A 23870-nucleotide genomic window follows, 5' to 3' on the forward strand; every position below is an offset into this window, starting at 1 on the left:
AGATTCTATGGCTAAATTGGGTGGCACCGCCGAGTTGTTCGGTCCCTTTTATAGGGAACGGATGGCTCTTTTTTAATTAACCGAATAAAGGAGAATTGTCATGGCAAAGGACAAGAAATTAGTAGAAGCGATCACATCTATGGATGTGGACTTCGCCCAGTGGTACACTGATGTTGTAAAGAAAGCAGAATTGATGGATTATTCCAGCGTAAAGGGCTGCATGGTCATCAAGCCAGCAGGTTATGCCATCTGGGAAAACATTCAGGGCGAGCTGGACCGAAGATTTAAGGAAACAGGCGTTGAAAATGTTTACATGCCTATGTTTATTCCAGAGAGCCTTCTCCAGAAAGAAAAGGATCATGTGGACGGCTTTGCTCCAGAAGTAGCTTGGGTAACCCATGGCGGCCTTGAGCCGTTACAGGAACGCCTTTGTGTTAGACCTACATCAGAGACTTTGTTTTGCGATTTCTACTCCAGAGAGATACAGTCTTACCGGGATCTTCCAAAGTTATATAACCAGTGGTGCTCCGTGGTTCGCTGGGAAAAAACCACTAGACCGTTTTTACGTTCCAGAGAGTTTTTATGGCAGGAAGGTCATACCGCTCATGCAACAGCAAAAGAAGCAGAGGAAAGAACAGAGCAGATGCTCAATCTATACGCTAATTTCTGCGAAGAAGTTCTTGCTATGCCAGTGATCAGAGGCCAGAAGACTGATAAGGAGAAATTCGCTGGTGCAGAAGCAACTTACACCATTGAAGCCCTTATGCATGATGGAAAGGCTCTTCAGTCAGGAACTAGCCATAACTTTGGAGATGGATTTGCGAAAGCGTTTGAGATCCAGTACTCTGATAAGGAAAATAAGTTAAGCTACGTTCATCAGACTTCTTGGGGACTTAGTACCAGATTGATCGGTGGAATCATCATGGTTCACGGTGATGATAATGGACTTGTACTTCCTCCAAAGATTGCACCGGTTCAGGTTATAATCGTTCCTGTTCAGCAGCAGAAGGAAGGCGTACTTGATAAGGCTCTTGAGCTGAAAGGTATGTTATCTAATTTCAGAGTTAAGGTGGATGACAGCGATAAGAGTCCAGGCTGGAAATTCAGCGAATCCGAGATGAGAGGAATTCCAATCCGCGTAGAGATCGGGCCAAGAGATATTGAACAAAACCAGGCTGTCTTAGTCCGCAGAGATACTCATGAAAAGATTATGGTATCTTTAGACGAACTGGATCAGCAGGTAAGAGATCTTCTTGACGACATTCAAAAGAATATGTACGAAAAAGCCAAAAATCACCGCGATGAACATACGAGTGAAGCAACTGATTTGGCTACTTTTACAAAAACAGTAGAAGAAAAGCCTGGCTTTGTAAAGGCGATGTGGTGTGGCTGTCAGGAATGTGAAGATCAGATTAAAGAATCAACAGGAGCAACGTCCCGTTGTATCCCATTTGAGCAGAAAACACTTAGTGACACCTGCATCTGCTGCGGCAAGCCAGCAGTTAAGATGGTATACTGGGGAAGAGCTTATTAATAAAGAAGGTAACTAGGTAAAGGAGAGATCGTGATGAAGATTTTAGTGCCCCAGGCAGCAGGAGAGATCATGGAACAACTAAATACCCATGGATTTGAAGCCTATGTGGTAGGCGGGTGTGTAAGAGACAGTCTGCTTATGCGGACGCCTGAAGACTGGGACATCACGACCTCTGCCAATCCGGAGCAGGTAAAGGCAATATTCCCAAGAACCGTTGACACAGGAATCCAGCACGGTACGGTTACAGTCCTTGCCGATAAGGTGGGGTATGAGGTAACCACCTACCGCATTGATGGAGAATATGAAGATGGGCGACATCCAAAGTCTGTGGAATTTACCAGGAACTTAACGGAAGATTTAAGGCGCCGGGATTTTACCATCAACGCCATGGCATATAGTGACCGGGACGGCCTTGTAGATATTTTTGATGGGCAAAAGGATTTACAACAAGGGATCATTCGCTGTGTGGGCAATGCCCAGGATCGGTTTACCGAAGATGCCCTTCGGATTCTTCGGGCTATCCGGTTTTCTGCCCAGCTTGGATTTGATATTGAAGAGGAGACAAAAAAGGCAATTACTGTCATTGCTCCTAATATGTTAAAGGTCAGCAGGGAACGGATTCAGGTGGAGCTGACGAAACTTCTTGTATCCAATCATCCAGAAAAGATTGTGGAAGTATATGAAAGCAAGATTGCCCCTTATATCTGCGAATCATTCAATCAAGCTTTAAAAACTTTTTCCGGTGTGGAGAGACTTAAACTTCTGCCTGCTAATAAGCATATGCGATGGGCTGGTCTTCTAAGGCATCAACTACCGGAAGTTTCTGTAAGTATCTTAAGAGAGTTGAAACTAGATAATGATACCATCAACCAGGTAAAGACCCTTGTAAGTCTTTGGAATGAGGAGATACCTGCTAAGAAGCCGGATATCCGAAAAGTGATGAGTAAACTAACTCCAGAACTTTTTTCTGACCTGTTGTTATTTCAAACGATATTTAGTGAAAAATCTTACTTAGATACCCTTAAAATGGTGGAAGAATATGCGAAAGAAATCATAAGAGACGGAGATTGCATCCACCGAAAGGACATGGCAGTAACCGGCAAAGAGCTGATAGAAGCTGGCAGAAAGCCAGGACCAAAGATCGGAAACGTTTTAGATACTTTATTTGAAGAAGTAATTAAAAATCCGGAGCACAACCAAAAAGATTATCTCATGAATCTGGCTGAAAAGTTATGAAGATCGGGCCTATGGCCCGTATAACTTTCAGCCAGATTTTGCATATTTTTTACTAGCCTTTCATACCCTAGAAGTAGCTGATTAGCTAAGAGTTGGAGGGGTGGTTGTGAACGAGAAATACACAGAGGTGCTTACGCAGTATGAGCTCGAAATTCTTGATGTAAAGCGCGGCCGGGGCGCCTGGTTGTGTGAGACGAATCAGGGTCTGAAACTGCTTCGGGAATATAAAGGAACTTTAAAGCGCCTTGAATTTGAGGATAAGGTATTTTCACAAATGGAAGAAGCCGGCCATTTGAACGTGGATCGTTACGTGAGAAACAAAGAAGGAGAGCTTCTCTCTACCGCCGATGACGGTACAAGGTGGATTGTAAAAGACTGGTATGCGGACCGGGAGTGCAATTTAAAGGACAGCAAGGAAGTACTGTGTGCCATTGAACAGATTGCCTGCTTACATAAAATTCTAAGAGGAATAGAATTTAAGGACGAATGGAACTTAGGCTCCATTTTGGTACAGCAGCCAGCCGAAGAGATGGAGCGTCACAACAAAGAGCTGGTGAGAGCCCGTTCCTTTATTCGGAATAAGAGAAAAAAATCAGAATTTGAACTGTGCGTCATGGGTAATTACGATACATTTTACGAACAGGCTATGGAGGCCTGTAAGGGAATGTCATGCTTTTTAGAAAAGCGGGAGACAGGGGAGGAATATTTATGCCATGGAGATTTAAACCAGCATCATATTCTAATGTGTTCTCATGATGTGGCAATTGTAGAATTTAACCGCATGCATAAAGGGATGCAGATGGAGGATCTGTATCATTTTATGCGCAAAGCCATGGAAAAACATGATTGGAGCTTAAAGCTTGGCATGGCAATGCTTGATACATATTCTGAAATCCTATCTCTTTCGAATGCAGACAGGACCTGCCTTTACTATTTATTCTTATATCCGGAGAAATATTGGAAGCAGCTTAACTTCTATTATAATGCCAATAAGGCATGGATTCCGGCAAGAAACATTGAGAAACTAAAGGATCTTGAGATCCAGCAATCGGTTCGGAATTCGTTTCTGTCAAGAATAAAATAGTGGAATCCGCTTTTCTTTTATTATGTTATGTTTTATAATATCCATAACAGAAATGGAGAGAAGGGAGTAATATGCAATGAAAGATTACAGGAGCATTTATGACGAATGGCTTTTGAATCCATATTTTGATGAGGCTACCAAAAAAGAACTTCGGGGAGTTCAAGACGATGATAATGAGGTTAAAGAACGTTTTTATCAGGATCTTGAATTTGGTACTGCCGGATTAAGAGGAATCATCGGAGCAGGAATCAACCGAATGAATATTTATGTTGTAAGAAGAGCCACTCAGGGGCTTGCAAATTATATAATAAAACAGGGCGGCGCCCACAAAGGCGTAGCCATAGCATATGACTCCAGGCATATGTCTCCAGAATTCGCAGAGGAGGCTGCTCTGACATTAGCGGCCAATGGCATTAAGGCATTTAAATTTGAATCTTTGCGTCCAACACCGGAGCTTTCTTTTGCTGTCAGGGAATTAGGGTGTATTGCGGGCATTAACGTAACGGCCAGCCATAACCCGCCGGATTATAACGGATACAAGGTATACTGGGAGGACGGCGCCCAGTTTACACCCCCTCATGACAAAGGGGTGACAAAAGAGGTTTTAGACATTACCGATCTTTCCACCGTAAAGACCATCACCAGAGAAGCTGCTGTGGCTGCAGGAAACTATGAGATCATAGGAGCTTCTGTGGATGACAAATACATTGCCCATGTAAAGGCTCAGGTTTTAAACCAGGAAGCCATTACACGCATGCAAAGTGAGATCTGTGTTGTCTACACCCCCCTGCATGGGACTGGAAATCTACCTGTAAGAAGAGCATTAGAAGAGATTGGTTTTACTCATGTTCATGTGGTTCCAGAACAAGAGCTTCCAGATGGAGATTTCCCAACCGTCAGCTATCCAAATCCAGAGGCAGAGGAAGCTTTTGCCTTAGGACTAGCCCTTGCAAAAGAGAAGAATGCAGATTTAATTTTGGCAACAGATCCGGATGCGGATCGACTTGGAGTGTATGTAAAGGATGATAAATCAGGGGAATACATTCCTCTTACAGGCAATATGTCAGGTTCTCTGCTTTGCGAATACGTGCTCAGTCAAAAGAAGGAACGGGGAGAGATTCCAGAGGATGGACAGGTCGTTAAATCCATCGTTACCACCAATTTGGTGGATGCGGTTGCGAAATCTTATGGCTGCGAGCTGATCGAAGTGCTTACCGGCTTTAAGTACATCGGACAGCAGATCTTAAAGAATGAAATTTCCGGACATGGCACTTATTTGTTTGGTTTGGAAGAAAGTTATGGCTGTCTTATCGGCACCTATGCTCGTGATAAGGACGCGATTTCCGCTTCTGTAGCCTTATGTGAGGCTGCCGCTTATTATAAGACAAAAGGCATGACCTTATGGGATGCCATGAATGCTATGTATGAAACCTATGGTTATTACAAGGATGCCGTTTTGGCCATTGGACTAAAGGGAATTGAAGGCCAGGCAAAGATTCGTGAAATTATGGAGACAATGAGGGGAGAGGTTCCTAGAATGGTTGGCAGCTACAAAGTGATTTCTGCTAGGGATTACAAGCTAGATACCATTTTGGATATGGCAACCGGAACCATCAGACCTACCGGACTTCCTCAGTCTGATGTCCTTTATTATGATTTATCAGATGATGCGTGGATTTGTGTAAGACCGTCAGGAACAGAGCCTAAGATCAAATTTTATTATGGAATCAAAGGTTCTTCTATGGAAGAAGCAGAGGAAATGTCTCTTAATCTGGGAGAGGCTGTAATGGCCTTGGTCAATCAGATGCTTTAATTGATTCAAAATAAAAAGTGGGCACGAGATTAAATCGTGTCCACTTTTTATATCATTAGGATTTTTTGTATTTTTTAGAATATTCTTTTAATTCATTCAAAGCATCTCCAAAAAACTTAGAGGATGCGGTAGGGTTTCTGCGAAGAATTCCCTTGCGATGGAAGCTAATATATCCAGTCATCTTTTCTTTGTTCTCAGTCAGGGACTGCAGCCGTTCCATAAGTGCGGATTCTTTAATCACAGTAGCTGTTTCTGTTTTTAAATTAGTGATCTTAACCATAGTTTCGTTCTTAAATTCTGAAACCTTTTGAGTGGTTTCCGCTTTTAACAAGGAAATCTGAACTTGTACCTCTTCTAGCTCTGCCTTTAACTTTGTCATAGATTCCAGGATTCGTCCAAGATCCAATGCTTCTCTAACAGAAAGAACGGTATCAATGAGAAAGACAATCGCAATTACAATAACCAGTGAAATGGTAACGGTGTCGCTTAAGGAAAGAACCAGCCATTCCAAAGGCCTATGAACCACTTCGGTCAAAATAATGGTTAAAAATCCCCAGGCAATGGAGGTGCCAAGGCAAACATACCCATTGATGTTAAAAGGATTTTTACTGTAATCCCAGTATTTCATCTTAAACAATCGTTCCATCAAGTATCCAGTGATATATTCTAATATAGAAGCCCCTGTCATACCAAAAAGAAAGACCATAGCTATATTCCCTTTGACAGGTAGAGACAGCCAAAGCATGATGATCGCTCCGCTTCCATATAAAGGAAGGAGAGGAAGTCGTAAAAATCCCCGGTTAACAAAGTGGAGGCTTCTTACAGAAACATAAGTGGTTTCAATGATCCAGCCGATAAAGCAATATAAAAAGAAAAACAGCAGCCATTGATACCAGGTATATACGAACATAAGCATAACCCCTTTCCGATGGGAATCGTGTTGGAACTATCATATACGGTTTTGTCCTTTTTTGCAACTGGAAAAAACTCTTTTAAGAATAAGGGATTTTAGCTTGCCTTAATTGCTTTCGTCATGTAGAATTATGATGTTTCGTACTGCATACCCATGAATAAAGGAGTTATATCAATGAGCATATTAAATGTTGAGCATCTCACCCACGGATTTGGAGACAGAGCTATTTTTCAGGATGTTTCCTTTCGTCTGTTAAAGGGTGAGCATATTGGATTGATCGGAGCCAATGGGGAAGGAAAATCCTCATTTATGAATATCATCACCGGAAAGTTGCAACCAGATGAAGGAAAAGTGGAATGGTCAAAGAGAGTCCGTGTCGGATACTTGGATCAGCACACCGTTCTTGAAAAGGGAATGACCATAAGGGAAGTATTAAAAGGAGCGTTTGCGTTCTTATTTCAGATGGAAGAGCAGATGAATATTATCTGTGACCGCATGGGAGAAGCAGACGAAGATGGCATGAATACCATGATGGAAGAACTGGGAACCATTCAGGACCTTCTCATGGCCCATGATTTTTACATCATAGATTCCAAGGTGGAAGAAGTAGCGAGAGCCCTTGGGTTAACGGATATAGGACTTGATAAGGATGTAACAGAGCTGAGCGGAGGACAGAGAACTAAGGTGCTTCTTGGAAAGCTGTTATTAGAAAAGCCAGATATTCTATTGCTTGATGAGCCGACCAACTACTTGGATACGGTGCATATCGATTGGCTGAAACGTTATTTACAGGAATATGAGAACGCATTTATCTTGATCTCTCATGATATACCTTTCTTAAATAGCGTAATTAATATCATCTACCACATGGAAAACCAGAGTCTTGACCGTTACGTCGGTGATTATGAGAAATTCCAGGATGTTTATGCGGTGAAACGGTCTCAGCTTGAATCTGCCTATAAGCGTCAGCAGCAGGAAATTGCAGAGCTTGAGGATTTTGTGGCACGTAATAAAGCCAGAGTATCCACAAGAAACATGGCCATGTCCAGACAGAAAAAGTTGGATAAGATGGATGTGATAGAGCTTGCGAAGGATAGACCAAAGCCAGAATTTCATTTTATGGAAGCAAGAACTGCTGGAAAGATGATTTTTGAAACAAAAGACATGGTAATCGGATACGAGGAACCGTTGTCAAGGTCTCTTGATCTTTCTATGGAGCGTGGAGAAAAGGTAGTCCTAGTGGGCGCTAACGGAATTGGAAAGACCACTCTTTTAAAAAGTATTCTAGGTCAGGTTCGATCTCTTAGTGGATCGGTGGAGCTTGGAGATTATTTATCCATAGGTTATTTTGAACAGGAAATGACTCCTGGTAATACTACCACCTGCATTGAAGAGATCTGGAAAGAGTTTCCGTCCTATACCCAGTATCAGGTGCGTTCTGCTTTGGCAAAATGCGGATTGACGACCAAACATATTGAGAGTCAGGTACGTGTTTTAAGTGGAGGTGAGCAGGCTAAGGTGCGCTTATGCAAGCTGTTAAACCGAGAATCCAATGTTCTTCTTTTGGACGAGCCTACCAACCATCTTGATGTGGATGCAAAAGATGAATTAAAAAGAGCGTTAAAAGCATATAAGGGAAGTATTCTTTTGATTTGTCATGAACCGGAGTTTTACGAAGGTCTTGCAACCAGAGTGATTGATTGTAAGGAATGGGCCCTTAGACTTTCTTAATTTCATTTAATGGAAAGGTCTCCTACTTTGAAGGATTTAAATTTCAGGATACAAGAAAGAGTCTGACTTGTCAGACTCTGGCGCTGACGCGCTGTCACTCTAGTGACATCTTCCTCTTAAGTGTCATGTGCATCCTGCAGGTCGTGCTTTTTATTTTATAGGGGAGTTGGTAGAACTTTCCTATAAAATAAAAAAGGACCTGGTTCGTAAGAAATCCAGGTCCTGCTTAAAATATCACGTTTTATCAAAAATGATCTTTAAATGCGATCAAAATGTTTGTTTAGGGGGGCCGGACGGTTTGCACCGTCCGGTATGAGTATGAAAAAGCTTTGTGATTTCAAGTAAGTTACTTGAAACAAAAGGCCCGTCATCCTTTCAGATAACGTATAATCAGTATACAATGTAAATGTGTCGAAAATGTGTACGATAAATTAAAAAATAATAAAGAAAATAAAAATCAAAAACCCCTTTAAAAACCTGGGGGAATTGTATATAATAGGATAGAAAGTCTGTCTTAAATTGCGAATAAAAGATAATTTTGAAGATAAAGGTAACTTTGTGAACTGGAAGTAGGATTAGGAATCAGGAGGAAAAGATGTTTATGATGTCCAATGATATTGGAATTGACTTAGGAACTGCCAGCATACTGGTATATATAAAAGGCAAAGGTGTGGTTTTAAAAGAGCCTTCAGTTGTTGCCATTGACCGTGACACTAATAAAATAAAAGCCATTGGTGAAGAAGCCAGACTGATGATAGGAAGAACTCCTGGAAACATCGTTGCAGTCAGACCTCTGCGTCAGGGAGTTATCTCTGATTACACCGTTACAGAAAAGATGTTGAAATATTTTATTAATAAAGCTGTAGGTAAAAAGACTCTTAGAAAGCCTAGAATCAGCGTCTGCATCCCAAGCGGTGCTACAGAAGTTGAGAAAAAAGCAGTAGAAGATGCAACCTATCAGGCAGGAGCAAGAGAAGTGACGATTATTGAAGAACCGGTAGCAGCAGCAATCGGGGCAGGAATCGACATTTCAAAGGCTTGCGGTAATATGATCGTCGACATCGGTGGCGGTACATCCGACATTGCAGTCATTTCTCTTGGCGGAACCGTAGTGAGCACCTCTATTAAGGTTGCCGGAGATGATTTTGATGAAGCACTTGTACGCTATATGCGTAAGAAACATAACCTTTTAATTGGTGAGAGAACCGCGGAAGAGATTAAAATCAACATTGGAGCTGCTTACCGTAGACCAGAGGTGCTGACCATGGAAGTAAGAGGACGTAACCTGGTTACTGGCCTTCCAAAAACCATAGTTGTAACCTCCGATGAGACACTTGATGCATTAAAAGAGCCAGCAATGCAGATCGTGGATGCGGTTCATAGCGTATTAGAGCGCACACCACCAGAGCTTGCAGCAGATATATTTGACCGTGGAATTGTGCTTACAGGCGGTGGCTCTCTCTTAAGCGGCCTTGATGCCCTCATTGAAGAAAAAACTGGAATCACCACCATGATTGCAGAAGACCCGCTGACAGCAGTGGCCATTGGAACTGGTAAGTTTATCGAATTCACCCACAGTGGAAATAATAAAAGAGAATTTTAATCTGAGTATAAAAAGATATTTATTTGACTGCTTTTAAACACCCCCGCGGTATCTGCAGATTCCGCCAGGGCTTGTTTAAAAGCAGTCTGTCTGTGTTTACGGGAGGAATTATGTCAACAGTCTGCGGATTTGTAGAGAGAATTAAATACAGGAACGAAGACAACGGCTATACAGTCCTAAGTCTCGTAAATGAAGGCAAAGAATATACCCTTGTCGGTAATTTTCATTACATAAGCGAGGGAGAGATGGTGGAAGCGGTAGGAGCCATGACAGAGCACCCCGTCTACGGGGAGCAGATGACCGTAGAAACCTATGAAATCAAGGCGCCGGAAGATACGGCTGCCATGGAACGTTATCTTGGCTCTGGGGCGATTAAAGGGGTTGGCGCTGCTTTGGCGGCAAGAATCGTGAAACGTTTTAAAGCAGATACGTTTCGCATTCTGGAAGAGGAACCGGAGCGGCTTTCCGAAGTAAAGGGAGTCAGTGAAAAGATGGCCATGACCATCTCTCAACAGGTAGAGCAGAAAAAAGAGATGCGTCAGGCCATGATGTTTTTGCAGGAGTATGGAATTTCCATGAACCTGGCTGCCAAGATCTATCAGGAATATGGTCCCAGACTTTATGGAATCATCAAGGAAAATCCATACCAGATGGCAGATGATATCCAGGGCGTAGGCTTTAAGATGGCGGATGAAATTGCCAGAAAGGTAGGCATTTTTACGGATTCTGATTTTCGAATCAAATGCGGAGTGCTTTATTCCCTTTTGCAAGCTACGTCAAGTGGACATACTTATCTACCGGAAGATGAACTTCTTTCACAGTCCTCGGAGCTACTTAAGGTAGACCGGTCCCTAATTGAAAAGCATTTAATGGATATGCAGCTTGATAAACGTCTTGTCATTAGGGAAACGGAAGGACGGCGTGTGGTTTATGCTTCTCAGTATTACTATATGGAGTTAAACGCCGCCAAAATGTTACATGACCTTAATATAAGGGGCCAGATGCCAGAAGGTGACATACAATCCAAGCTTTTAAAGTTACAAAAGGAAGAAAAGATTGAACTTGATGATAAACAGGTGAAAGCGGTTGTGGAGGCGGTAAACAGCGGCCTTTTAATCCTAACTGGAGGACCTGGAACCGGAAAGACAACCACCATTAACACGATCATCCGTTTCTTTGAAAGTGAAGAGATGGAGATCTTGCTGGCAGCACCGACGGGACGTGCCGCTAAGCGTATGACAGAGGCAACCGGCTATGAGGCAAGGACCATCCACAGGCTTTTGGAGCTGTCAGGACTTCCAGGAGATGAACGTTCCGTTGGGATGCATTTTGAACGAAATGAGGAAAATCCCCTAGACGCAGATGCGGTCATTATTGATGAAACCTCTATGGTAGACATCAATCTGATGCAATCGTTATTAAAAGCAATCAATCCGGGAACCAGACTGATTTTGGTGGGAGATGTGAATCAGCTTCCAAGTGTTGGACCAGGTAACGTGCTTCGGGATATGATCGACTCCCAATGCTTTAATGTGGTAATGCTAACAAAGATTTTCCGGCAGGCGACTCAAAGCGACATTGTAGTCAATGCCCATAAAATCAATGGGGGGGAGAAGATTTCTCTTGGAAAGAAAAGCAATGACTTTCTCTTTATCAAAAGGGAAGATCCCAATGCCATCATAAGTGCCATCATTACCCTGGTGCAGGATAAGTTGCCTGGATATGTTCATGCGAATATCTTTGACATTCAGATCATGACCCCAATGAGAAAGGGAGCCATGGGCGTGGAACGGTTAAATACCATACTGCAGGAATTCTTAAATCCTCCGTCAGAGGATAAACTCCAAAAGGAAGCCAATGGCATCATCTACCGAGTGGGTGATAAGGTCATGCAGATTAAAAATAACTACAATATTGAATGGGAAGTTCGCAACAAATACGGAATTCCCGTAGACAAAGGCACCGGAATCTACAATGGGGATACGGGTATCATACGGGAGATCAACAATTTTGCAGAGCTGATTACCGTAGAATTTGACGAAAGTCGCTTGGTAGAATATAGCTACAAGCAACTGGAAGAATTGGAGCTTGCCTATGCCATCACCATTCACAAGTCCCAAGGAAGTGAGTATCCGGCGGTGGTAATCCCTGTATTTTCAGGTCCACGAATGCTGATGACTCGAAATTTAATATATACCGCAGTTACCCGGGCGAAGGCCTGTGTGTGTCTTGTGGGCGTTCCTGAGATCTTTCAGGAAATGGTAAATAATGAAACAGAACAGCGCAGATATTCCGGATTAAAGGACCGTATCTGTGAAATCAATCACCTTTCATGATAATCTTAAGGCAGGAAAGGGTCACTTTCCTGCCTGTCTCACTATCTTTTTACAAGGAGAATCTTCTGCCATGAATCCTTCTTTTTTTGTTGACCTTTTATTTCCCAGACGATGTCCAGTCTGTGATGATATTGTGATGCCCAAAGGCAGGCTCATCTGCCCAGAATGCTTGAAAAAATTATCCATTGTCAAAGGCCCTGTCTGCAAAAAGTGTGGCAAGGAGGTTATCAGTGGTAATATAGAATATTGTTTTGATTGTGTCAGACATAAGCGCTCCTTTGATTATGGTCTGGCCCTTCTTAATTATGATGAAATAGCCAGGAAGTCCATGTCTAAGATTAAATATAAGAACAGACGGGAGTATCTGGATTTTTATGGGGAAGCTATGGCGTTTCGTTACGAAAAGCAGATACGTCGAATGAATGCAGATGTGCTGGTCCCAGTACCGGTTCACCCATTAAGGAAAAGAGAACGTGGATTTAATCAGGCTGAGGTTTTGGCAAATAAGTTGGGAGAATTTTTATCCATTCCCGTTTCCGCAAATATGCTTATAAGGAATAAAAACACTATGCCTCAAAAGGGACTAGATCCCACAGAGAGGCTTAAAAATTTAGAGGAAGCGTTTGCTCCAGGGCTGAGAGAGAATGAAGTGGAGGGAGTCATACTTACAGATGATATTTATACCACTGGAAGTACTATAGAAGCCTGCGCCAGAGCTCTAAAAAAGACAGGAATAAAGAGGATATATTTCCTGACAATTTGTATTGGACGAGGTCAATAGAATGTTGTATTATGATAAGATAAATTATATTCAGGAGGAATACGTATGATGATTAGAACTGCCAAAGAAGAGGACATGCCAGAGTTACTAGATATTTACAATTACGAAGTAGAGCATGGATTTTCCACCTTTGATTTGACTCCTAAAACCATGGAGGAGAGAATGGTTTGGTTTCATGATCACAATGTAGGAAATCATCCTTTGATTGTAGCTGAGGAAGATAACCGGGCCGTGGGCTATGCAAGTCTTTCTTCCTACCGACCAAAGGAAGCTTATAAAACCACTGTGGAGCTTTCTATTTATGTAAGTAAAGAATACCGCCGCAAAGGAATTGCAGGAAAGTTAGCGGCCGCTATTATAGAAATTGCAAGAAACAATGACGATGTGCATACCGTTATTTCCGTTATTACGGGAGGAAATGAGGCCAGCGTGCTTTTACATGAGAATCTGGGCTTTACTTACAGCGGAACCATGAAAGAAATGGGCATGAAGTTTGGAAAAATGCTTGATATTATAAATTACCAGCTTATGGTATAGGAAGGAAGTAACTGATATGAGTCATAAGGATGGGTTTTATACCTCCGGCCAGTTCGCCAAAAAAGCAAATGTAACCATACGTACCATCCGCTATTATGACAAGCAGGGACTTTTGAAGCCAGCAGCAGTCAGTGAGGGCGGATACCGCCTCTATACGGATTCTGATTTTGCCAAGTTGCAGAAGATTCTTTCCTTAAAATATCTTGGCTTTTCTTTGGATGAGATTCGTTCCATAACCATTAATGACGATGACAATGATTACGTTGACGAATCCCTGCGCCTTCAGCTAAATCTTGTGAGAAAACGAATCGAACACTTAAAGCTTGTGGAGCAGACTCTTACGGAGACGTCCAGACTTGTGATGGATAACCAGGCAGTGGATTGGAACAAGATCCTACACCTCATACATATTACTAATATGGAAAAGACACTTGTGGAACAGTATAAAGATGCAGCTAATATTAATATAAGGATCGGACTCCACAAGAAATATGCAAAAAATCCCATTAGCTGGTTTCAGTGGCTCTATGGATTGATGGAACCCATTGACGGAAAAGAGATTTTAGAACTGGGCTGTGGCAATGGAGAGCTTTGGCTTACGAACCAGAGCCAGATACCAAAGGATACCAGGATCTGCCTTTCTGATGTATCAAAAGGAATGGTCCGTGATGTGGAAGACAATCTAAAGCATGTAACCGGAAACTTTTCTTTTGAAGTGTTTGACTGTAGACAGATACCAAAACCATCGGAAACTTATGATCTGGTGGTTGCCAATCATGTGCTGTTCTATTTATCAAGTCTTGACGCAGCGTTTCGCCAAGTACAGCGTGTGTTAAAGCAAGGTGGAATGTTTTGCTGCAGTACGTATGGTTCTGGACATATGAAGGAAATAAGCCAGTTGGTAAAGGAGTTCGACTCCAGGATCACTCTTTCAGAAGTAAATCTTTATGATGTGTTTGGACTTGAGAATGGAGAAGAGCGGCTATCACCCTATTTTAGTTCCATTAGAAAAATCGAGTTTGAGGATTATCTGGAAGTAAGAGATGCCGGTGCATTGATGGAATATATCCTATCCTGCCATGGCAACCAACAGGAGTTTTTGAGCGACCGCTACGGGGAGTTTCGGGATTTCTTAGAGGGTAAAATGAAAAAGAAAGGCTACATTCATATCACCAAGCAAGCCGGTGTTTTTCTTTGCATGAAATAAATATAGTAGAAAATGCTTGACAGTGACCTTACGTCACCCTGTATGATAGGATTATGAAATAATATGGAGGAATTGTAAAAATGAAGGGAATTATTCTTGCCGGGGGTTCCGGCACCAGACTTTACCCGCTGACTATGGTAACATCAAAGCAGCTTCTGCCTATTTATGACAAGCCTATGATTTATTATCCATTGTCCGTGCTCATGAACGCAGGGATCCGGGATATCTTAATCATCTCTACCCCAGATGATACTCCAAGGTTTGAAGCTCTTTTAGGAGATGGTGCTCAGTTTGGCATCCGGTTATCCTATGCAGTGCAACCATCTCCAGATGGCCTTGCGCAGGCCTTTATCATCGGAGCGGAATTTATCGGAGATGATAGCGTAGCCATGATCCTGGGTGACAATATCTTCGCAGGCCATGGCCTTACCAAGCGTTTATTAAATGCTTCCAACAAAAAAGACGGAGCTACGGTATTTGGTTATTATGTGGATGATCCGGAGCGTTTTGGCATTGTGGAATTTAATTCTGATGGCAAAGCTATTTCTATTGAAGAAAAACCAGAAAATCCAAAGAGCAACTACTGTGTAACCGGACTTTATTTCTATGATAATAAGGTTGTGGAATATGCTAAAAACTTAAAGCCTTCCCCAAGAGGTGAGCTTGAGATTACGGATTTAAACCGTATTTACTTAGAAGATGGGAATCTTGACGTGGAACTTCTTGGTCAGGGATTTACCTGGCTAGATACTGGCACTCACGAATCCTTAGTAGATGCCACTGATTTTGTCCGTACCATGGAGACACATCAGCATAGAAAGATTGCATGTCTGGAAGAAATCGCATATTTAAACCATTGGATCACAAAAGATCAGCTTATGAAGAGCATTGAACCATTAAAGAAAAACCAGTACGGACAATACTTATTAGACGTTCTTGCCGGAAAATATATCGATAAACTATAAATAAGTGAATGTAAGGAGGAACGATCCATGAAAATTATCGTTACAGGCGGTGCCGGATTCATCGGCGGAAATTTTGTACACCATATGGTAGATAAATACCCAGATTACCAGATTATCAATTTAGATCTTTTAACATACGCAGGAAATCTTGAAACATTAAAACCCGTTGAGGATAAGCCAAATTATAAATTTGTCAAAGGTGACATCGCAGACAGAGAATTTGTATTTGGATTATTTGAGGAAGAAAAACCAGATGTGGTCGTTAACTTCGCGGCTGAGAGCCACGTAGACCGTTCTATTACTGACCCAGAATCATTTGTAAGAACTAACGTAATGGGAACCACAACTTTACTTGATGCTTGCCGTACTTACGGAATTAAGCGTTATCATCAGGTATCCACCGATGAAGTATACGGCGACCTTCCATTAGACCGCCCTGACTTATTCTTTACGGAGGAAACACCTCTTCACACCTCAAGCCCATATTCCTCATCAAAGGCAAGTGCAGATTTATTTGTATTGGCTTACCAGAGGACCTTTGGACTTCCTGTGACTATTTCAAGATGTTCCAATAACTATGGACCATACCATTTCCCAGAGAAGCTGATTCCTTTGATCATCAGCCGTGCTCTTGCAGAGGAAGAACTTCCTGTATATGGAACAGGGGAGAATGTAAGAGATTGGCTTCACGTATCAGATCACTGCGAGGCCATTGATTTAATCATTCATAAAGGGAAAGAAGGAGAAGTCTACAACGTAGGCGGACACAATGAGCGCACCAATTTGGAAGTAGTAAAAACCATTTTAGAGGCTCTTGATAAACCGGAAAGCCTAATTAAATATGTAAAAGACCGTCCAGGTCATGATAGACGTTATGCCATTGATCCAGAGAAGTTAGAGACAGAGCTTGGCTGGAAACCAAAATACAATTTTGATACTGGAATTCGTCAGACCATTCAGTGGTATCTGGATAATGAAGACTGGTGGAAGCATATTATCAATGGAGAGTATCAGAATTATTTCGATAATATGTACGGAAGCCGTTTATAAAATCCATCTGTGAAATGAGGCATTTATGAAAGTATTAGTAACTGGCGTAAAAGGCCAGCTTGGATTTGATGTTGTAAACGAACTAAAAAAGCGGGGACATGAAGCTGTAGGTGTGGACATTGAAGAGATGGACATCACGAACGAGGAAAGTGTAAACCATGTTATAAAAGAATCCGCTCCTGATGCAGTGATTCACTGTGCTGCCTATACTGCCGTTGATTCAGCAGAAGACAATGAGGAGCTTTGCAGAAATGTAAATGCGACTGGAACCAGGTATATTGCAAAAGTATGCAAGGACTTAGACATCAAGATGATGTACATCAGTACGGATTATGTTTTCAATGGTCAGGGAACCCGCCCTTGGGAACCAGATGACAAGAGGGAACCGTTAAATATTTACGGGCAGACCAAATATGAGGGAGAGCTTGCAATTGAAGAGATTCTCCAGAAATATTTTACGGTGCGCATTGCCTGGGTATTTGGAGTAAATGGAAAGAACTTTATAAAAACCATGCTAAATCTTGGGAAAACAAGAGATAAGCTTACGGTAGTTGTTGATCAGATCGGTTCTCCTACCTATACTTATGACCTTGCTAGACTTCTGGTTGATATGATCGAGACAGACCGATACGGACGCTATCATGCAACCAATGAAGGACAGTGTACCTGGTATGACTTTGCTTGTGAGATCTTTAAGCAGGCTGGTATGAATGTCACTGTTGAACCAGTGGGCTCAGATCAGTTCCCGGTTAAGGCAAAACGTCCCATGAACAGCCGAATGAACCGAGATAAGCTTGAAGAGAATGGCTTTGTACGTCTTCCAATTTGGCAGGATGCCCTTGCAAGATATCTGACAGAGATCGAGTATTAAATAGCAACACGGGAAACTTTATGCTTGCTTTTTAAAGTTTCCCGTGTTATAATGTCAAGACGTTATATTTTAATCGGTTTAAATAAAAAAAGATTGACGAATCCTGCCCTTATGTGTTATAGTGATTGGGCGAATGGAAGAGCTTAGGTCTTTTTTTTATGCTCAAAAATGATTACAGCAGATAAAAAGAGACTGAAACACAACAACGAAAATTTAAGTGGAGGTGGAAGTCGTGCGCACAAAAATCACACTGGCATGTACTGAATGCAAACAGCGTAATTACAATATGACCAAGGATAAGAAGACTCATCCGGACAGAATGGAAACAAAGAAATATTGTAAATTCTGTAAGAGTCATACAATGCACAAGGAAACAAAGTAATCAGTTTGTAAAGGATGTGAAATTATGGGAGATACAGTGAACAACGAGGGCGCTCAGAAAAGAAGCTTTTTTAAAGGTTTAAAAGCTGAGTTTACAAAAATCGTTTGGCCTGACAAAGATACCGTAACGAAACAGACGATCGCTGTTGTATCAGGAGCGATTGCTTTAGGACTGATTATTGCGATTATTGATCTAATCGTCAAGTTTGGTCTTAGTTTTATCTTATAATTCATAAGGGTTAAGGTGAGTTTATGTCAGAAGCAAATTGGTATGTAGTCCATACCTATTCAGGTTATGAGAACAAAGTAAAAGTCGATATTGAAAAAACAATCGAAAACAGAAACTTGCAGGACCAGATTCTGGAAGTATCAGTTCCTCTTGAAGCAGTCATTGAAATTAAAAATGGTGTGGAAAAGAAGGCTGATAAAAAGATGTTTCCCGGCTATGTACTGATTCACATGTTCATGAATGATGATACATGGTATGTGGTACGTAATACCCGAGGGGTGACAGGCTTTGTTGGTCCTGGATCAAAACCAGTTCCTCTGACAGAAGATGAGATGGAGAAACTTGGATTCAGAAACGAAGAGGTCATTATCGGCTTTGAAGTGGGAGATACCGTAGTGGTAACTTCCGGTGCATGGAAAGATACCATTGGTGCCATCAAGTCCATCAATGAAGGTAAGAAAACCATCACCATTAATGTTGAGATGTTCGGCCGGGAAACCCCAGTAGAACTGAATTTCAGCGAGATCAAGAAGATGTAACAAGTAAAAGCGGCTTATACGGTTGTATAGGCTCGTGGGAGGGAATTCCCCGACAATACCACATTTATTTAGGAGGTGCCTAATTATGGCAAAGAAAGTAACAGGATATATCAAATTGCAGATTCCAGCAGGAAAAGCTACACCAGCTCCTCCTGTAGGTCCAGCTCTTGGACAGCATGGTGTAAACATTGTACAGTTTACAAAGGAATTCAACGCAAGAACAGCTGATCAGGTTGATTTAATCATTCCAGTCGTTATCACTGTTTATGCTGACAGAAGCTTCAGCTTCATTACAAAGACTCCGCCAGCTGCCGTTTTGTTAAAGAAAGCTTGTAAGCTTAAATCCGGATCAGCAGTTCCGAATAAGACAAAGGTAGCTACCATATCCAAAGCTGAAATACAGAAGATTGCTGAACTTAAGATGCCTGATTTAAATGCTGCATCTGTGGAAGCAGCTATAAGCATGATCTCTGGTACCGCAAGAAGTATGGGTATCACCGTTGAAGAGGCATAATTTTTTGACTTAGTCAAAAAATTAGCTGTTCGGCAGGCCCTTTGGCAAGCCGAACTTCCTTTGTTGCAATCATCGAAGTTTTGAAAACGTGGGAGGGAAAATCCCCGACAATACCACTAGGAGGTTATTTAGAATGAAAAAAGGAAAAAGATATGTAGAAGCAGCTAAAGCAGTTGATCGCACTGTTCTCTACGATGCACCAGTAGCAATCTCTTTAGTTAAGACGAATGCAAGTGCAAAATTTAATGAAACCATTGAAGCTCATATCAGAACCGGTTGTGACGGACGTCACGCTGACCAGCAGATCCGTGGTGCCGTTGTACTTCCTCACGGTACAGGAAAAACTGTTCGTATCTTAGTTTTCGCTAAGGGACCTAAGGCTGACGAAGCTATCGCAGCAGGCGCAGACCATGTTGGAGCTGAGGAATTAATTCCAAGAATCCAGAACGAAGGTTGGTTAGATTTTGATGTAATTGTTGCTACTCCAGACATGATGGGTGTTGTTGGTCGTTTAGGACGTGTCCTTGGACCTAAAGGCTTAATGCCAAACCCTAAAGCTGGTACCGTTACTATGGACGTAACAAAAGCAATTAATGATATCAAAGCTGGTAAGGTTGAGTACAGACTTGATAAAACTAATATTATCCACGTGCCAGTTGGAAAAGCTTCTTTTACAGAAGAACAGTTAGCGGACAACTTCCAGACGCTTGTTGATGCAATCGTCAAAGCAAAACCAAGTACAGTTAAAGGTGCTTACTTAAAGAGTGTAACTCTGGCTTCCACAATGGGACCTGGCGTTAAGCTTAACGTAGCAAAGTTAATGAACTAATTTTGTTTTGTGGTTGACATTAATTATAGATAATGTTATACTAACTTAGTATTGACTGCCGAAGATAGCAGGTGCCGTAAGGCATAAGGTGTGAACGCCTGCCGAGGAACATACAAGAATCATTTTTTATTAAATGAATTGTAGACCTCTCTGTCCTTTTGGCGGAGAGGTTTTTCTTTGCGGTTTATACAAGCGGGCCATGCGGACAACCGTAGGGCTCAGACTAAACAGGAGGTAAACCATAATGGCAAAAGTTGAATTAAAGCAGCCAGTCGTAATCGAGATCAAAGAGCTACTGGACGGCGCTGAAACTGCAGTTGTAGTAGACTACCGCGGTATCACCGTTTCACAGGATACAGAGCTTCGTAAGAAATTAAGAGAAGCTGGTGTTACTTATAAAGTATATAAGAACACTATGATCCGTTTTGCAGCAAAGGGTACAGCTTTCGAAGCACTGGACCCAAGTCTGGAAGGCCCTACAGCAATCGCTGTATCCAAGACAGACGCAACAGCTCCAGCAAGAATTCTTGCTGAGTTCGCTAAAACAGCTCCAGCATTAGAAATTAAGGGCGGCATTGTTGAAGGCATTTATTATGATGCAACAGGTATGCAGAAGATTTCCAGCATTCCTTCCAGAGAGATTCTTCTTGGAAAGTTACTTGGAAGTATTCAGTCTCCTATCACAAACTTTGCTCGCGTTCTCAAGCAGATTGCAGAAGGACAGAGCGCAGAGGCATAATTTTCTTAACAAAAGCAAGCGAAGCGCTGCTTTAGTTTAGAAAATTAGCCGTTCGATGAGCCAAAGGCGAATCGAACTTCATTAAAAAACACTCATATTAAATACGGAGGTATATTATCATGGCAAAGTTAACAACAGTTGAATTTATCGAAGCAATCAAAGAATTATCTGTATTAGAATTAAACGAATTAGTAAAGGCTTGTGAGGAAGAATTCGGTGTTTCTGCAGCAGCAGGCGTAGTAGTTGCAGCAGCAGGCGCAGCAGAAGTTGAAGAGAAGACAGAATTTGACGTAGAATTAACTGAGGTTGGTCCTAACAAGGTTAAAGTCATCAAAGTTGTTCGTGAAGCTACTGGTTTAGGCTTAAAAGAAGCTAAAGACGTAGTTGATGGAGCTCCTAAGGTAGTAAAATCTGGCGCATCTAAAGAAGAGGCTGAGCAGGTTAAGGCAGCATTAGAAGCAGAAGGCGCTAAAGTTACTTTAAAGTAATTATAGACCAATTATCAGGGTCCCATCCTTTTCGGAGGATGTGGCCTTGTTTTTTTCCTGTTATAAATGTCAGAACGGTCTTGACATTTTTGGAAATACGGGTTAGAATGTACGTGTATTATCGAATGGAGTTATGATTTCACATATTTTTGTAAGTCATTATTTTCGGATGATGATTTACGAAAATATGTGATTTTTTGTTTCAGGCGATAAATCAAAATTATTTTTTTATTTTATAGGAGGTACACGTAATGAATAACGGTACAGTAAAATGGTTTAATGGTGCTAAGGGTTATGGTTTTATTGTTAATGATGCAACAGGAGAAGAAGTATTCGTACATTTCTCTGGTATCATGTCTGATGGTTACAAGACTTTAGAAGAAGGCCAGAAAGTAACTTACGAAACAACAGAAGGAAACCGCGGTCTCCAGGCAGTTAACGTTAACATGGCTTAATGAAAGCTTCTGTTTAAAGTAAGCTTTAAGGGTTGTTCCCCATTTCGATGGAGGAACAACCCTTTTTTAGTTGATAGGAGAGGAAAGTAAAAATGACCTCTTCATACAGATTTGATCAGTGAATGGTTTGTCCTGAATTTTGAACACAGGCCTTTAAAAGGTTTCGGTTTTATTTTCCTGCCATTGCCCATAGATTTAATAATAATGGCAGAAGGTTGGGCTTGTGAATTATGAAAATGAGATGGAAGGTTGCCTTATTTTTGGCTGTTTTTATACTTGATGTTTTATGCATGAGAGCGATGTATGAATCTTATTCAAAAACAAAGGATACACTTTTCCTTCCGGCAGATGCAGGAGGGGAGGCGAGAGATGATGTCAAAAATCAGTTCTCCGGCAGCAGGCAGATTGCTCTGACCTTTGATGACGGGCCCCACTCTGTTTATACCTCACGGCTGCTGGATGGTCTCAGACAGAGGGGGGTTCACGCCACTTTCTTTCTCCTTGGAGAAAATGTAATAGGAAAAGAAGACATAGTAAAGCAAATGCAGGAAGACGGACATTTGATCGGTAATCATGGTTACAGCCATGTACAGATGAGCAAGGAATCGGTAAATACTGCCTGCGAGCAAATTGAAAAAAATAATGAGCAGATTGAGAAGATTACAGGAGTGAGGCCCCAGTACCTGCGCCCGCCGTATGGTGCATGGACTGCTGAGCTTGAATGCACCACCAATATGACAGTGGTACTTTGGAATAAGGACCCTTTGGATTGGAAAACTCAAAGTTCTAAAAAGGTAGTACGAAATATTATTAAACATGTTGAACCAGGGGATGTAATTCTGATGCATGATGTTTATCCGACTTCCGTAGAGGCGGCACTTGAGGTAATTGATATTTTAACAAAACAAGGCTATACGTTTGTTACGGTTGATGAGCTATTGATTGATTGATTGCTTTACAGTAAAAGAGACCTGAAAATACCAGGTCTCTTTTCTGTTTTATTTTATATGATTTATCTGTTTGAATTTTTATTAATGGAAGGTATCCTTTTTAATAACTCTTATCTGATGAATAGACGTATGGTCTTAAAGGATTCGTTATTCCAAAGATCTGGCCTCAATCACGTATTAAATAATTCTGTGAATTGACCAAATAATTCCTCCTGAATCGTTGCCGCCTAAGTTTAAGTCCAAGCTTAAGCCATCGGCATCGTAGAATAGTCCAATTACGTCTCCTTCCGTTAATTCTACTTCTCCACTTAGTGTTACGGTCCCGCTTCCTAATATTGCTCTCAAAGTTAAAAGAGTTAAATCTATATTTAGTACTGGCAGCAGTCCAGAAATCAGATCCAGGGTTGAGGGGAATGTTCTTCTCAAAATGAACTTAGGATTCTGACTGCCAATAGATGCAGTCAGTGCCGCTGTTGTTGAATAATTAATGGTAGCGCTCAGTGAATATCTCCCTGTAGCAGGAACAGTAAAATCTCCGGTTTCGGTACTTATTGCTTCATTTTCATATAAAGGCGAGCTGACAGTCAATGACGTAATCTGAGCACTAGATGAAGCCGTAAGAGCGGGCTTAAAGGCTGAGAAGCCAGTTGAAGCAATAGCGGGCCCGGCAGGTCCGGTGTCGCCAGTAGGTCCGGTAGCACCGGTAGGTCCGGTATCGCCAGTAGGTCCGGTATCACCAGTAGGTCCAGTTGCGCCAGTAGGTCCAGTATCGCCAGTAGGTCCAGTTGCACCAGTAGGTCCGGTTGCGCCAGTAGGTCCAGTATCACCGGTCGGTCCGGTATCGCCAGTAGGTCCGGTATCGCCAGTAGGTCCGGTATCACCAGTAGGTCCGGTTGCACCGGTAGGTCCAGTATCGCCAGTAGGTCCAGTAGGTCCAGTTGCACCAGTAGGGCCGGTATCGCCAGTAGGTCCAGTGTCACCAGTAGGGCCGGTATCGCCAGTAGGTCCAGTATCACCGGTAGGTCCAGTTGCACCGGTCGGTCCGGTTGCACCAGTAGGTCCAGTATCGCCAGTAGGTCCAGTAT

At 42.0% G+C, this 23870-nt stretch carries 25 protein-coding genes and 2 other annotated features (1 of these 27 cut by a window edge); of the genes, 22 read left to right on the top strand and 3 right to left on the bottom strand.

What is annotated here, in order from left to right:
* Window positions 1-50 (top strand) — a binding site (T-box leader); it begins 159 nt to the left of the window's first position.
* Window positions 51-100: 50 nt separating this feature from the next.
* The 4 genes from proS (at window position 101) to BET01_RS12150 (ending at window position 5667) form a co-directional block, all read left to right on the top strand.
* Window positions 101-1534: a proline--tRNA ligase gene (gene proS / locus BET01_RS12135; protein WP_120197091.1), complete on the top strand. Its 1434-nt coding sequence runs from the start codon at window positions 101-103 to the stop codon at window positions 1532-1534.
* A 33-nt stretch (window positions 1535-1567) separates the two neighbouring features.
* On the top strand, window positions 1568-2770 hold the full coding sequence (locus BET01_RS12140; RefSeq protein WP_120197092.1) for a CCA tRNA nucleotidyltransferase: 1203 nt from the start codon (window positions 1568-1570) through the stop codon (window positions 2768-2770).
* Between the two features lie 106 nt (window positions 2771-2876).
* Window positions 2877-3854, top strand: a complete 978-nt coding sequence (locus tag BET01_RS12145; protein WP_120197093.1) for a protein kinase family protein — start codon at window positions 2877-2879, stop codon at window positions 3852-3854.
* 76 nt (window positions 3855-3930) lie between these two features.
* Window positions 3931-5667: a phospho-sugar mutase gene (locus BET01_RS12150; RefSeq protein ID WP_120197094.1), complete on the top strand. Its 1737-nt coding sequence runs from the start codon at window positions 3931-3933 to the stop codon at window positions 5665-5667.
* Between the two features lie 55 nt (window positions 5668-5722).
* Here BET01_RS12150 and BET01_RS12155 read toward each other — a convergent pair whose 3' ends face one another.
* Window positions 5723-6577, bottom strand: a complete 855-nt coding sequence (locus BET01_RS12155) for a putative ABC transporter permease (protein ID WP_120197095.1) — start codon at window positions 6575-6577, stop codon at window positions 5723-5725.
* Window positions 6578-6754: 177 nt separating this feature from the next.
* Between BET01_RS12155 and abc-f the strand changes: the two genes are divergently transcribed.
* From abc-f to BET01_RS12245, 18 genes are all read left to right on the top strand, one after another.
* Window positions 6755-8311, top strand: a complete 1557-nt coding sequence (gene abc-f / locus BET01_RS12160; protein ID WP_120197096.1) for a ribosomal protection-like ABC-F family protein — start codon at window positions 6755-6757, stop codon at window positions 8309-8311.
* A 601-nt stretch (window positions 8312-8912) separates the two neighbouring features.
* Entirely contained in the window at window positions 8913-9914 is a 1002-nt protein-coding gene (gene mreB, locus BET01_RS12165; protein ID WP_330512822.1) for a rod shape-determining protein, read from the top strand.
* Between the two features lie 110 nt (window positions 9915-10024).
* Window positions 10025-12250 (top strand): SF1B family DNA helicase RecD2, encoded by a 2226-nt coding sequence (gene recD2, locus BET01_RS12170; protein WP_120197098.1) that lies wholly within the window; start codon window positions 10025-10027, stop codon window positions 12248-12250.
* Window positions 12251-12320: 70 nt separating this feature from the next.
* Complete coding sequence (locus BET01_RS12175) at window positions 12321-13031, top strand: ComF family protein (RefSeq protein ID WP_120197099.1); 711 nt, start codon at window positions 12321-12323, stop codon at window positions 13029-13031.
* Between the two features lie 45 nt (window positions 13032-13076).
* Window positions 13077-13568 carry a GNAT family N-acetyltransferase gene (locus BET01_RS12180; RefSeq protein WP_120197100.1) on the top strand — a complete coding sequence of 164 codons (492 nt, stop codon included), beginning with the start codon at window positions 13077-13079 and terminating at the stop codon, window positions 13566-13568.
* 16 nt (window positions 13569-13584) lie between these two features.
* Entirely contained in the window at window positions 13585-14775 is a 1191-nt protein-coding gene (locus BET01_RS12185) for a MerR family transcriptional regulator (protein WP_120197101.1), read from the top strand.
* A gap of 80 nt (window positions 14776-14855) precedes the next feature.
* Entirely contained in the window at window positions 14856-15740 is an 885-nt protein-coding gene (gene rfbA, locus BET01_RS12190; protein ID WP_120197102.1) for a glucose-1-phosphate thymidylyltransferase RfbA, read from the top strand.
* Window positions 15741-15767: 27 nt separating this feature from the next.
* Window positions 15768-16790: a dTDP-glucose 4,6-dehydratase gene (gene rfbB / locus BET01_RS12195; RefSeq protein WP_120197103.1), complete on the top strand. Its 1023-nt coding sequence runs from the start codon at window positions 15768-15770 to the stop codon at window positions 16788-16790.
* 25 nt (window positions 16791-16815) lie between these two features.
* On the top strand, window positions 16816-17661 hold the full coding sequence (gene rfbD / locus BET01_RS12200) for a dTDP-4-dehydrorhamnose reductase (protein WP_120197104.1): 846 nt from the start codon (window positions 16816-16818) through the stop codon (window positions 17659-17661).
* A 232-nt stretch (window positions 17662-17893) separates the two neighbouring features.
* Window positions 17894-18043, top strand: coding sequence for a 50S ribosomal protein L33 (gene rpmG, locus BET01_RS12205; protein ID WP_024838263.1), 150 nt, complete (start codon window positions 17894-17896; stop codon window positions 18041-18043).
* A 24-nt stretch (window positions 18044-18067) separates the two neighbouring features.
* Window positions 18068-18271, top strand: coding sequence for a preprotein translocase subunit SecE (gene secE / locus BET01_RS12210; protein WP_120197105.1), 204 nt, complete (start codon window positions 18068-18070; stop codon window positions 18269-18271).
* Between the two features lie 23 nt (window positions 18272-18294).
* Entirely contained in the window at window positions 18295-18810 is a 516-nt protein-coding gene (gene nusG, locus BET01_RS12215) for a transcription termination/antitermination protein NusG (RefSeq protein ID WP_120197106.1), read from the top strand.
* Between the two features lie 85 nt (window positions 18811-18895).
* Window positions 18896-19324, top strand: a complete 429-nt coding sequence (rplK, locus tag BET01_RS12220; RefSeq protein ID WP_120197107.1) for a 50S ribosomal protein L11 — start codon at window positions 18896-18898, stop codon at window positions 19322-19324.
* A gap of 133 nt (window positions 19325-19457) precedes the next feature.
* Entirely contained in the window at window positions 19458-20153 is a 696-nt protein-coding gene (gene rplA / locus BET01_RS12225; RefSeq protein ID WP_120197108.1) for a 50S ribosomal protein L1, read from the top strand.
* Between the two features lie 40 nt (window positions 20154-20193).
* Window positions 20194-20338, top strand: a sequence feature (ribosomal protein L10 leader region).
* A 59-nt stretch (window positions 20339-20397) separates the two neighbouring features.
* Window positions 20398-20892, top strand: coding sequence for a 50S ribosomal protein L10 (rplJ, locus tag BET01_RS12230; RefSeq protein ID WP_120197109.1), 495 nt, complete (start codon window positions 20398-20400; stop codon window positions 20890-20892).
* 119 nt (window positions 20893-21011) lie between these two features.
* Complete coding sequence (gene rplL / locus BET01_RS12235; RefSeq protein ID WP_120197110.1) at window positions 21012-21380, top strand: 50S ribosomal protein L7/L12; 369 nt, start codon at window positions 21012-21014, stop codon at window positions 21378-21380.
* Between the two features lie 251 nt (window positions 21381-21631).
* Complete coding sequence (locus BET01_RS12240) at window positions 21632-21835, top strand: cold-shock protein (RefSeq protein ID WP_120197111.1); 204 nt, start codon at window positions 21632-21634, stop codon at window positions 21833-21835.
* Window positions 21836-22065: 230 nt separating this feature from the next.
* On the top strand, window positions 22066-22785 hold the full coding sequence (locus BET01_RS12245) for a polysaccharide deacetylase family protein (RefSeq protein WP_120197112.1): 720 nt from the start codon (window positions 22066-22068) through the stop codon (window positions 22783-22785).
* A gap of 177 nt (window positions 22786-22962) precedes the next feature.
* Here the strand turns inward: BET01_RS12245 and BET01_RS22045 are convergent, their stop codons facing one another.
* Together BET01_RS22045 and BET01_RS22050 are read right to left on the bottom strand one after the other, a co-directional pair.
* Complete coding sequence (locus BET01_RS22045) at window positions 22963-23373, bottom strand: hypothetical protein (RefSeq protein WP_243117205.1); 411 nt, start codon at window positions 23371-23373, stop codon at window positions 22963-22965.
* The coding region (locus tag BET01_RS22050) for a hypothetical protein (RefSeq protein WP_243117206.1) at window positions 23370-23870 on the bottom strand (501 nt) is incomplete at its 5' end. The genes BET01_RS22045 and BET01_RS22050, both read right to left, overlap by 4 nt.

The organism is Lacrimispora algidixylanolytica, from assembly GCF_003609635.1.
Classification (GTDB): Bacteria; Bacillota; Clostridia; order Lachnospirales; family Lachnospiraceae; genus Lacrimispora; species Lacrimispora algidixylanolytica.